This is a genomic window from Kitasatospora sp. NPDC048722, assembly GCF_040650235.1.
Classification (GTDB): Bacteria; Actinomycetota; Actinomycetes; order Streptomycetales; family Streptomycetaceae; genus Kitasatospora.
The window spans coordinates 1-8,537 of sequence record NZ_JBEZGX010000121.1; the positions used below are offsets into that span (position 1 = coordinate 1).

Annotated in this window: 9 protein-coding genes and 1 tRNA gene; 5 read left to right on the top strand and 5 right to left on the bottom strand. The window is 74.9% G+C overall.

The features are described 5' to 3' along the window. Positions 1-316: 316 nt before the first annotated feature. Both AB0C76_RS40650 and AB0C76_RS40655 read right to left on the bottom strand, forming a co-directional pair. Positions 317-389, bottom strand: a tRNA-Lys gene (locus tag AB0C76_RS40650). Then, positions 380-1,186: a nucleotidyltransferase domain-containing protein gene (locus tag AB0C76_RS40655; protein ID WP_359975609.1), complete on the bottom strand. Its 807-nt coding sequence runs from the start codon at positions 1,184-1,186 to the stop codon at positions 380-382. The genes AB0C76_RS40650 and AB0C76_RS40655 overlap by 10 nt, the downstream gene beginning before the upstream one ends. A 123-nt stretch (positions 1,187-1,309) precedes the next feature. Here AB0C76_RS40655 and AB0C76_RS40660 point away from each other — a divergent pair, with 123 nt between their 5' ends. The 3 genes from AB0C76_RS40660 (at position 1,310) to AB0C76_RS40670 (ending at position 4,134) form a co-directional block, all read left to right on the top strand. After that, a complete protein-coding gene (locus AB0C76_RS40660; protein ID WP_359975612.1) occupies positions 1,310-2,533 on the top strand; it encodes a crosslink repair DNA glycosylase YcaQ family protein in 1,224 nt (407 codons plus the stop codon). Between the two features lie 38 nt (positions 2,534-2,571). Beyond that, positions 2,572-3,330 carry an SDR family oxidoreductase gene (locus AB0C76_RS40665; RefSeq protein WP_359975615.1) on the top strand — a complete coding sequence of 253 codons (759 nt, stop codon included), beginning with the start codon at positions 2,572-2,574 and terminating at the stop codon, positions 3,328-3,330. A gap of 99 nt (positions 3,331-3,429) precedes the next feature. Next, complete coding sequence (locus AB0C76_RS40670; protein ID WP_359975617.1) at positions 3,430-4,134, top strand: tyrosine-protein phosphatase; 705 nt, start codon at positions 3,430-3,432, stop codon at positions 4,132-4,134. Between the two features lie 22 nt (positions 4,135-4,156). Here the strand turns inward: AB0C76_RS40670 and AB0C76_RS40675 are convergent, their stop codons facing one another. Together AB0C76_RS40675 and AB0C76_RS40680 are read right to left on the bottom strand one after the other, a co-directional pair. After that, a complete protein-coding gene (locus AB0C76_RS40675) occupies positions 4,157-4,597 on the bottom strand; it encodes an RICIN domain-containing protein (protein WP_359975620.1) in 441 nt (146 codons plus the stop codon). After that, positions 4,590-5,744, bottom strand: a complete 1,155-nt coding sequence (locus tag AB0C76_RS40680) for a low temperature requirement protein A (RefSeq protein WP_359975623.1) — start codon at positions 5,742-5,744, stop codon at positions 4,590-4,592. The genes AB0C76_RS40675 and AB0C76_RS40680 overlap by 8 nt, the downstream gene beginning before the upstream one ends. A 144-nt stretch (positions 5,745-5,888) precedes the next feature. Between AB0C76_RS40680 and AB0C76_RS40685 the strand changes: the two genes are divergently transcribed. Next, positions 5,889-6,983: a hypothetical protein gene (locus tag AB0C76_RS40685; RefSeq protein ID WP_359975626.1), complete on the top strand. Its 1,095-nt coding sequence runs from the start codon at positions 5,889-5,891 to the stop codon at positions 6,981-6,983. A 100-nt stretch (positions 6,984-7,083) separates the two neighbouring features. Further along, complete coding sequence (locus tag AB0C76_RS40690; protein ID WP_359975629.1) at positions 7,084-7,422, top strand: hypothetical protein; 339 nt, start codon at positions 7,084-7,086, stop codon at positions 7,420-7,422. A 22-nt stretch (positions 7,423-7,444) separates the two neighbouring features. On the opposite strand, the gene AB0C76_RS40695 is transcribed toward AB0C76_RS40690, so the two are convergent. After that, positions 7,445-8,269 (bottom strand): TIGR02452 family protein, encoded by an 825-nt coding sequence (locus tag AB0C76_RS40695; protein WP_359975632.1) that lies wholly within the window; start codon positions 8,267-8,269, stop codon positions 7,445-7,447. Between the last annotated feature and the right edge of the window lie 268 nt (positions 8,270-8,537).

Sequence of the window (8,537 nt, forward strand, 5' to 3'; positions counted from 1 at the left end):
CCAGCGCACCCAGGTCCTGGTTCGAGGTCCTCGACCCCGACATCAGCGTCTGCAGCGCCTGGTTCCCCATGTCGAACTTCATACCGCTCCCCCGTCCGTCCGACCAGACATGCCTGTTCCAGTTCTACCAACGTTCGACCGTCGGGCGAACCCCTCGCGACCGAGCTGAGACGAAGGCATGACCGATCCATTGCATCGGGCCCCCATCCCCCCACCGGCTCGGTCCGCTCCGAAAACGCGACGGCACCGCAGCCGCATCGAGCAGCCGCAGTGCCGGACCGCAGGTCGGAGGAGATCGGACCGCCTCTTCACGCGGTGGGCCACCAGGGGCTCGAACCCTGAACCTACGGATTAAAAGTCCGCAGCTCTGCCAATTGAGCTAGTGGCCCGCGGCCCCGTCCCGTGTGGGGAGGGCCACCGCGATCCTACCCGGTGGGCCCCAGGGGTCCGCCAGTGGATTGGAGGGACTCGCCGGGGGCCGGGGTGGCGGGGGCGGGGCGTAGTGGGCGGCGCGGACCCGGCGGAGCCAGGCCTCGGCGGGGCGAGGGTCGGGGGCGGCGGGGAGGACACCGGGGCGGTCGAGGCGGTCGGCGGCCGCGACGAGGACGGGGCGGGCGACGGCCGGGTCGTCGGCGATGCGTTCGCCGAGGTCGCGGACGCGTTCGGGGTCGGGCAGGCGGACGAGGTTGGTGCCGGTCTCGTGCAGGCGGACGGCCTGTTCGACGAGCCGTACCAGGTGGCGGGCGTGCTTGGCGGCCCGGCGCCGCGCGGTGGCGTCCGCGGTGTCGCGGGTCAGCAGCTTGCGGAACTGCTGGTCCGCGTAGCCGAGGTAGGCCTTCCGGACGGCCGGCGCGCTGAGGAACGAGCCGCGGATGCCGATGAGTTCGTCGCCGAGCGGGGTGCGCGTCTCGTACAGGTCGTCGGGGAGCCAGACGAGTTCGGACGCGGTGGGATTGCAGGAGAGCGCGAGGCGGCACCACTTGGCGGCCTCGTGCAGGGTGGCGTCCGGCCGGGTGGTCACGTGCGACTCGGCCGGGCGGTGCAGGCCGTGCAACTCCTCGGTGGGGGTGGCGAACAGGCCCAGCCGGTCGGTGTCGGAGCCGGCGTGGGCGAGGCCGTACGCGGTCGAGCCGACGATGCCGGCGAGCAGGACGGTTCCGGGCGGCGCTACGGGCGCTGCGGGCATGCGTGTTCCCCTCTCGAACAGCTCGGTCGGCCGTGGCGGTGGTGATCGCATCCTCCCCGAGCCGGGCCGCGCCGGGCGACCGATTTCCTGCTCGGGGCCCGCCCGTCGGCCGATACTGGCCCCATGGAGCACGGACCGGAGACCCGCACCGACGCCGACACCGCGAAACTGCGCGCCTGGTGGTCCCACCGCCAGTGGCTGGACCGCCCGCACCCCGGCACGCCCGCCGCCGAGGTGCTGGCCGCCACCGGGTGGGCGCGGTCGGTGGGCGGCGCGGCGCCGTACCTGGGGCTGTTCGCCCGGGCCGGGCTCCGCCGGGCGGCGGTGGACGCGGCCGTGGCGCGGCTGGAGGTGCACGAGCTGCCGGCGGCGCGCGGCTGCACGTACGTCCTGCCGGCCGCGGACTTCGCGCTCGGGCTGGCCGCCGGAGCTGCCGGGCCGGTCGCCGAACTGGCCTCCGCGGAGAAGCACTTGGGGGTCGGCCGGGACGAGGTCGAGAAGCTCTGCCTGGCCATCGAGCGCGTGCTGTCGGAGGCCGAGCCGCTGGACCCGACGTCGATCCGGGAGGCGGTCGGCGACGCCGTCCGGCCGCTCGGCGAGGCGGGGAAGAAGCGCGGTGTCTCGACGACGCTGCCGCTCGCGCTCGGGCTGATGCAGTCGCGCGGACGGATCCGCCGGGTGCCCGTCAACGGCCGCCTGGACCAGCAGCGTTACGGCTACGTGGGCTGGGACCAGCCGGTCGCCGGGGGCGCCGTCGACCTCGCCCGCCGCTACTTCTCCTGGGCCGCCCCGGCCACCCTGCGGCACTTCCGCTGGTTCTCCGGCTTCACCGCGGCCACCGCCCGCCGGGCCGTCGCCGAGGCCGGGCTGGTCCCGCTCGCGCCCGGCTCGGAGTTCCTGATGCCGCCCGAACTTCTCGACGCTTACGCCGAGTTCAGGATTCCCGCCGAGCCGCACTACACCCTGCTCGCGGGCATCGACGGTATCCACCTCCTGCACCGCGACCTGCCCCGGCTGCTCGACCCCGTCGACGCCGCACGCCCGCTGCCCGCCGGCCGGGCCGGGCGGTCCTTCGGCAGTGAGGCCGACCCGCAGACCCACGTGGTGCTCGACCGGGGCCGGATCGTCGGGCTGTGGGAGTACGACACCGAGCGTGCGGAGATCGTCCACCAGCCCTTCGTGCCGCCGGACGACGCGCTGCGCGAGGCGGTGGCCCGCACCGAGGCGTTCGTCCGCGACGAGCTCGGCGACGCGCGCGGGTTCAGCCTCGACTCGCCGAAGAGCCGCGCGCCGAAGATCGCGGCTCTGCGGGCGGCGGCGGGCACCGCAGACCGGACCGCCCGGTAGCGGCCACCCGGGCAACGCCCACCGGGTAGCGTACGGACATGTCGACCACTTCCCCCGAGGTCCTGCTCGTCACCGGCGCGGGCCGCGGCATCGGCGCCGCCACCGCCCTGCTCGCCGCCCGCCGCGACCACCACGTGTGCGTCAACTACCGGGCCGACGAGGCCTCGGCGGACGCCGTGGTGGCCGCCATCCGGGCCGAGGGCGGCACCGCCCTCGCCGTCCGGGCGGACGTCACCCGCACCACCGAGGTGGAGCGGCTGTTCGCCACCGTGGACGCCGAACTCGGGCCGCTCACCGGCCTGGTGAACAACGCGGGCACGCTGGAGCGGCAGTGCCGGCTCGAAGACCTCGACGAGGAGCGGCTGAACCGGATCTGGGCGGCCAACATCACCGGGCCGTTCCTGTGCGCGGCGCAGGCCGTCCGCCGGATGTCCACCCGGCACGGCGGGCGCGGCGGCGCCATCGTCAACGTCTCCTCGGCCGCCTCCCGGCTCGGCTCGCCGAACGAGTACGTCGACTACGCGGCGGCCAAGGGCGCCGTCGACTCGATGACCCGCGGCCTCGCGCTGGAGGTGGCCGCCGAGGGCATCCGCGTCAACGCCGTCCGTCCCGGGCTGATCCACACCGACATCCACGCCCTGGGCGGCGAGCCCGGCCGAGTCGACCGGATCGGCCCCAACCTGCCGATGGGGCGCGGCGGACGGCCGGAGGAGGTCGCCGAGACGATCCTCTTCCTCCTCTCCCCCGCGTCGTCGTACATGACCGGCGCGTTCCTGGACGTCGCCGGCGGACGCTGAGCAGGGTCCGCCCGAGGTGACCGGACGTCATCCGACGGCACCGAAAGGCCTCTTCCGGTTTCCTTCCGCCACCACCGCCCGCACCCGTACCGTGGTGCCATGACCGACGCCATCGACGCCTTCATCGACATCCCCGGCGTGCGCAACTTCCGTGACGCCGGGGGCATCGGCGCCCTCCGCCGCGGCGTGCTCTACCGCTCCGGCTCCTTCCACACCCTCACCGAGGAGGGCGCCCGGCGCCTCAAGGCCCTCGGCCTGCGCACCGTGGTCGACCTGCGCAGCGCGTTCGAGCTGGAGGTCTGGCCCGACCTGCGGCACGGCCTCGACCACGAGACCCTCCACGTGCCGACGCTCCCCGCCGACCGCGAGGACGACGAGCACCCCTGGCCCGAGGACCAGGCCGCGCTCTACCCCTTCATGGCCCGCACCGGCGGCCCGTCGATCGCCGCGACCGTCCGCCGCCTGGCCGCCCCGGAAGCCGTCCCGGCCGTCGTCCACTGCGCGGTCGGCAAGGACCGCACCGGCCTCACCGTCGCGGTCGTCCAGTCCCTCCTCGGCGCCTCCGAGGCCGAGATCACCGCCGACTTCCTGCGCTCCAACGCCGGCCTCGGCCTCCTCGACGGACCCACCCCGTACGTCGACGAAACCGGCACCGAACGCGTCTCCCGCCCGGTGTCCGCCGCCCTCCTCGCCTCCTCCCTCGCCTGGATCGAAACCCACCACGGCTCCGTCCCGGCCTACCTCGCTCCGCACGGCATCACCGACGCCGACCTCACCGCCCTCCGCACCAACCTCTCCGCCTGAGCCGACCGTCGGAGCCCACCGCCTACCCCCGGCGCTCCAGGTGCCACCACTGGGTCGGGGAGTCGGCGTCCTCGCGCTGTTCGACGCCGCCCTCGGTGGCGGTCAGGGGCTTGCCGCTGATGAAGCTCGTGATGGTGTAGGTGCCCGGGGCGTCGTCGTGGTGTTCGAGGAGCCATTCCTGGGCGCCGAATGCGTTGGCGGACCACTGCTGGATGGGGACGCCGTCGTCGGGGGAGGCGTTGGTGACGTCGAGGCGTTTGCCGCTGTTGGCGTTCTCCAGGTGGTAGAGGGCGCCGCCGGGGTGGACGGCGGTGAGGTGCCAGAGCCGGGCGTCGGCACCGGTGGCCTCGCCGCAGCGGATGCGGGCTCCACTGCGGCGGCTGCCGTCGGCGACTTCGAGGAGCAGGCCGTCGGCGGCGTTGCGGATCAGGTGGGCGCCGTCCGTGATCGCGGTGTCAGTCACGGGGGAAGTCTGCCACCGGGGACCGACGGGCCTCGTAGGTGAAGGCGGCGGCGAGGACGGCGGCGGTGGCCGCGACCTGAGCGAGGGCGGAGACGGTGGTGCCGAGCCGGACGGCGGCGAGCAGGAGCGCCGCCGCGACGAGCCGGGGCGCGTTCGGGGTGAGGCCGAAGGCGCGGCGGACGGCCGTGTTGACGACGAGGTAGAGCGCGATGCCGCCGGCGAGGGCGGCGGCCTGCGGGAGGGTGATCGGGGCCCCGGGGTGGGCGACGGCGGACTTGACCCCGGCGGCGAACAGCAGGATCCCGAGCAGGAGTCCGCCGTGCCCGAGGTAGTAGACCGTGACGGCGGTCCAGTTGCGGCGCGCGGGCGCGAGGGCGGCCATGTGGTGCTCGGAGCGGGCGTCGTCGTCGTGCCCGAAGTAGGCCCACCAGAGCCCGACGCACACGGCGAGGCTGAGCAGGGCGACGGCGACGAGGGGAAGGGTGAGGTCCAGGCCGCCGGCGCCGACGCCGATCGCGATGACGGACTCGCCGAAGGCGATGATCACGATCAGGCCGTGGCGTTCGACGAAGTGGTCGGCGCGGAGCCGGAACTCGGGCAGCCGGGCGACCCGCGGGGTCACGAACTGCATGGCGAAGGCGGCGGCCCAGAAGGCGAGTTGGAGGGTGCCCGTGCAGTAGCCGCCGGTCACGACCAGCGCGCCGCCCACCAGGTTGGCCCCGCCCATCCGCAGCACGGAGGGCAGCACGACGCCGGAGGCCGCGAACATGCCGGTGTGCACGGCGACGACCACCAGGTACGCCCAGCCGAACGCGACGCCGCTGCCCTCGAAGGCGTGCGGGACGGACAGCGACATCACCAGGAACGCGCCCATGGCGAGCATCAGGAGGCCGCGCCGGCGGTGGTTGCTGGGCGGCATCGCGTTGGTGAGCCAGATGAAGGCGTCGTACATCCACCAGATCACCGCCAGCATGACGAGCACCTGGACGAGGCCGTCGGCGGTGAGGTGGTGGGCCAGGCTGCCGGTGAGCTGGGTGATCGTGAAGACGAAGACGAGGTCGAGGAAGAGTTCGAGCGGGGCGACCTTCAGGGCGGGTTCCGCCTCGGTGCCGGGGCCGGGGACTCGTATCGGATGGGACGCAGTCACCGCGTGAGTATGCGTCACAGTCCCGTCGCCGCGCCGGTGCTTCCGTCGACGCGCATACCCCGGACGGCTCCCGCACGGCCCCGGACGACCCGGGGGCAGCCCCCGAGCGGCTCCCCGTCCGGCCCGCCGCCTATGCTGCGGCGAATGGCTTCCCAGCACACCCCCACGCCCCATCAGCAGCCCACCCTCACCGAGGCGGTGGCCGTCCTGGAGACGGTGGTCGCGGCGGAGGACGAGGAGCGGTTCGGCCCGGCGCTCGGCCTGGTCGGCGGGCTCTTCGGCCCGGCCGGCCCGGAGGAGGTGGCGACGGCCGGGCCCCGGCTGGCGGCGCTGCTGCCGGACGCTCCGCCGTTCCCGCGTTCGCACCTGGCGATGCTCGTGGGCGCGTGCGTCGAGCGGGGCGCCGATCCGTCGGCGTGCGCGGGCCCGGTGCTGGCCGGGCTGCGGGGCGCGTTGACGGGCGCGCAGCGGCTCGTGGAGCGCTGGGAGGCGACGGGCGGCGGTCCGCTGCCCGATCCGGAGGAGGACGACCCGGGCGAGGCCCACGGCCGGATCGCGGATCCGGCCGTCCTGGACGCCTGGCAGGCGCACCTGGCCGTCGTCGGCTGGTGGACGCTGGAGCTGTGGCAGCGCGCCGCGTGGGCGGTGTTCGCGCACCCGGCGGTGCGGGCGGAGGCGCGCGCCTCGGGAGTGACCGCCGTGCTGCTGGAGCTGATCGCCCGGTACGGCGGCGAGCGGCACGACCTCAAGGGCCTCGCGTACCTGGCCCAGGTGCTCGACGACGAGCCGCTGCTGGTGCTGGACCGCCCGACGGGCACGGGCTACCTGCTCCGCATGGACGGCCTGAGCGACACCTTCCAGCTGCACACCCTCCTCGCCGACGTGCTGATCGGCGGCGGCCACCTGCCGGGCGTCCGGCAGGACCCGGAGGTCGTGGCGCTGTGCCGCACGGCGCACCCGGACGGCCGCCGCCTGATCGCGGCCGGCGCGTTCAACCTGGTGGCGCCGGACGGCTCGTGGCTCTGGAACGAGGGGACGCCGGCCGACATCCCGGTGCTGGACGGCGTGCGCACGCTGGTGCTGGAGCCGCAGCCGTACGAGCGGACGTGGTCGGCGGGCCGCTTCATCCCGGACCTCCCGGGCGACCTGCGGCTGGAGCGCGTGCTGTCCCCGGCGGAGGCGGCCGAGCGGCTGTCGCGGACGGTGCCCGCGCAGACCGCCGCACAGGCCTTCCACTAGCCGTCGCGGGCCGTCCGCGTGGGCGCCCGCGGCCGCCCACGTGGACGGGGTTATGGTCGGAAACCGGAACGCATCCCCGAGCGGACGAGTGGAGTCGACGATGGCGAAGGTCCCGAACGTGATCGCGGACGGCGCGCCCGCCGCCCTGACCGCCGCGAGCGGCCTGGTCGGCGGCTACGGCGTGGCCCGCTGGACCGGGCGGCGCGAGCTGGGCGGCGCGGTGCTGGCGGTGGCGGGTGCCGGGGCGGCCGCGCAGTGGCACCGCCGTTCGGGCGCGCGGACGGCGGCCGTGCTGACCGGGCTGTACGTGGTGGCCTTCGGCGGCTCCCACCCGCTGGCGAAGCGGATCGGCGCGTGGCCGTCCGTGTTCGCGGTCACCGGGGTGGTCGCCGCCGCCTCGACCGTGGCGACGGCGCGGTCCGGCCGCTCCGAGGTCTGAGCAGCAGCCCCCGACGGACCGCTCAGTCCGCGAACCGGGCCTCGAACGCGGCCCGGTTCGCGGACACCGGTGAGCGGTCCCACACCGCGAACACGACGCGCTCGAAGGCGGCTCCGTACCGGGCCAGCGCGCCCTCGAAGGCCCCGGCGACCTCCGCCGGGTCGTTGCCGAACACGCCGCAGCCCCACGCCCCGAGCACCAGCGTGCGCACCTCGTGCCGGGCCGCCGCCGCGAGCACCCGCACGGCCCGCTCGGCGAGCACGCCGCGGACGTCGACGCCGGGGGAACGCCGGGCCAACTGGCCGGCGTTGGGCGCGGGCGAGGTCAGGAACGTGACCGGGTAGGGCCGGGCGAGGAGGCCGCCGCGGTCCCCCCGGATCACGGGCACGCCGGGCGAGACGATCACCCGGTGGCTGTACCGGAGGTCGGTGGAGGCGCGGTGCGCCTCGTAGTAGTCGGGCGCCTCCAGCAGACAGGTGTAGAGGAGCGCGCTGCGGCAGAGGTCCTCCTCCTGGGCGCGGGCGCCGCGCAGGTAGCCGCCGCCGGGGTTGCGCGCGGACGCGAAGTTGAGCACCCCGACCGGCCCCGCGCCGGCCTCGACCAGGCGCCGCGCGGCCTGGACGCTGCCCTCGGCCGTCACCTCGACCGCCCCGCGGCCCGGCCCGGGACCGGGGTCACCGGCCCGCAGGAGGGCATCCAGCCCGGCCGGCGCGTACGACACCGTCCCGGCCCGGGCCGCCGCCAACTGCTCGCCCACCTCGACGAGTTCACCCCCGGTCGCCCGGTAGCTCCCCCGCGCGGCGATCTCCTCGTTCACCACGGCCACCCCGTGCAGTCTGCTGCTCATGCGCCCGACGCTAATGGACTTCCCTCCGCTCGCGCCACAGGTTATTCTCACTCCAAGAACAACACCTCGGGGGAAACGTCCGGAGGGTCCCAGGGGGGGTATCGGGGGATATCGGGGACCCAGGGGGGACGCCGGGGAAGTTCCGGGGGGAACGCCGAAGGGCCCGCTCCACCGAGCCTGGGTTCTAGGAGTCGTTGCAACACCCCAGCTCAGGGGATGCATTGGACTTCGAGATCCGTGAGGACCGGACAGCTCAGGGGCCCGTGAA

Bases quoted from the DNA above. Each gene is read 5' to 3' on its own strand.
- AB0C76_RS40695 (WP_359975632.1), bottom strand. From the start codon at position 8,269: ATGAGCAGCAGACTGCACGGGGTGGCCGTGGTGAACGAGGAGATCGCC.
- AB0C76_RS40660 (WP_359975612.1), top strand. From the start codon at position 1,310: ATGGAGCACGGACCGGAGACCCGCACCGACGCCGACACCGCGAAACTG.
- AB0C76_RS40670 (WP_359975617.1), top strand. From the start codon at position 3,430: ATGACCGACGCCATCGACGCCTTCATCGACATCCCCGGCGTGCGCAAC.
- AB0C76_RS40665 (WP_359975615.1), top strand. From the start codon at position 2,572: ATGTCGACCACTTCCCCCGAGGTCCTGCTCGTCACCGGCGCGGGCCGC.
- AB0C76_RS40655 (WP_359975609.1), bottom strand. From the start codon at position 1,186: ATGCCCGCAGCGCCCGTAGCGCCGCCCGGAACCGTCCTGCTCGCCGGC.
- AB0C76_RS40690 (WP_359975629.1), top strand. From the start codon at position 7,084: ATGGCGAAGGTCCCGAACGTGATCGCGGACGGCGCGCCCGCCGCCCTG.
- AB0C76_RS40685 (WP_359975626.1), top strand. From the start codon at position 5,889: ATGGCTTCCCAGCACACCCCCACGCCCCATCAGCAGCCCACCCTCACC.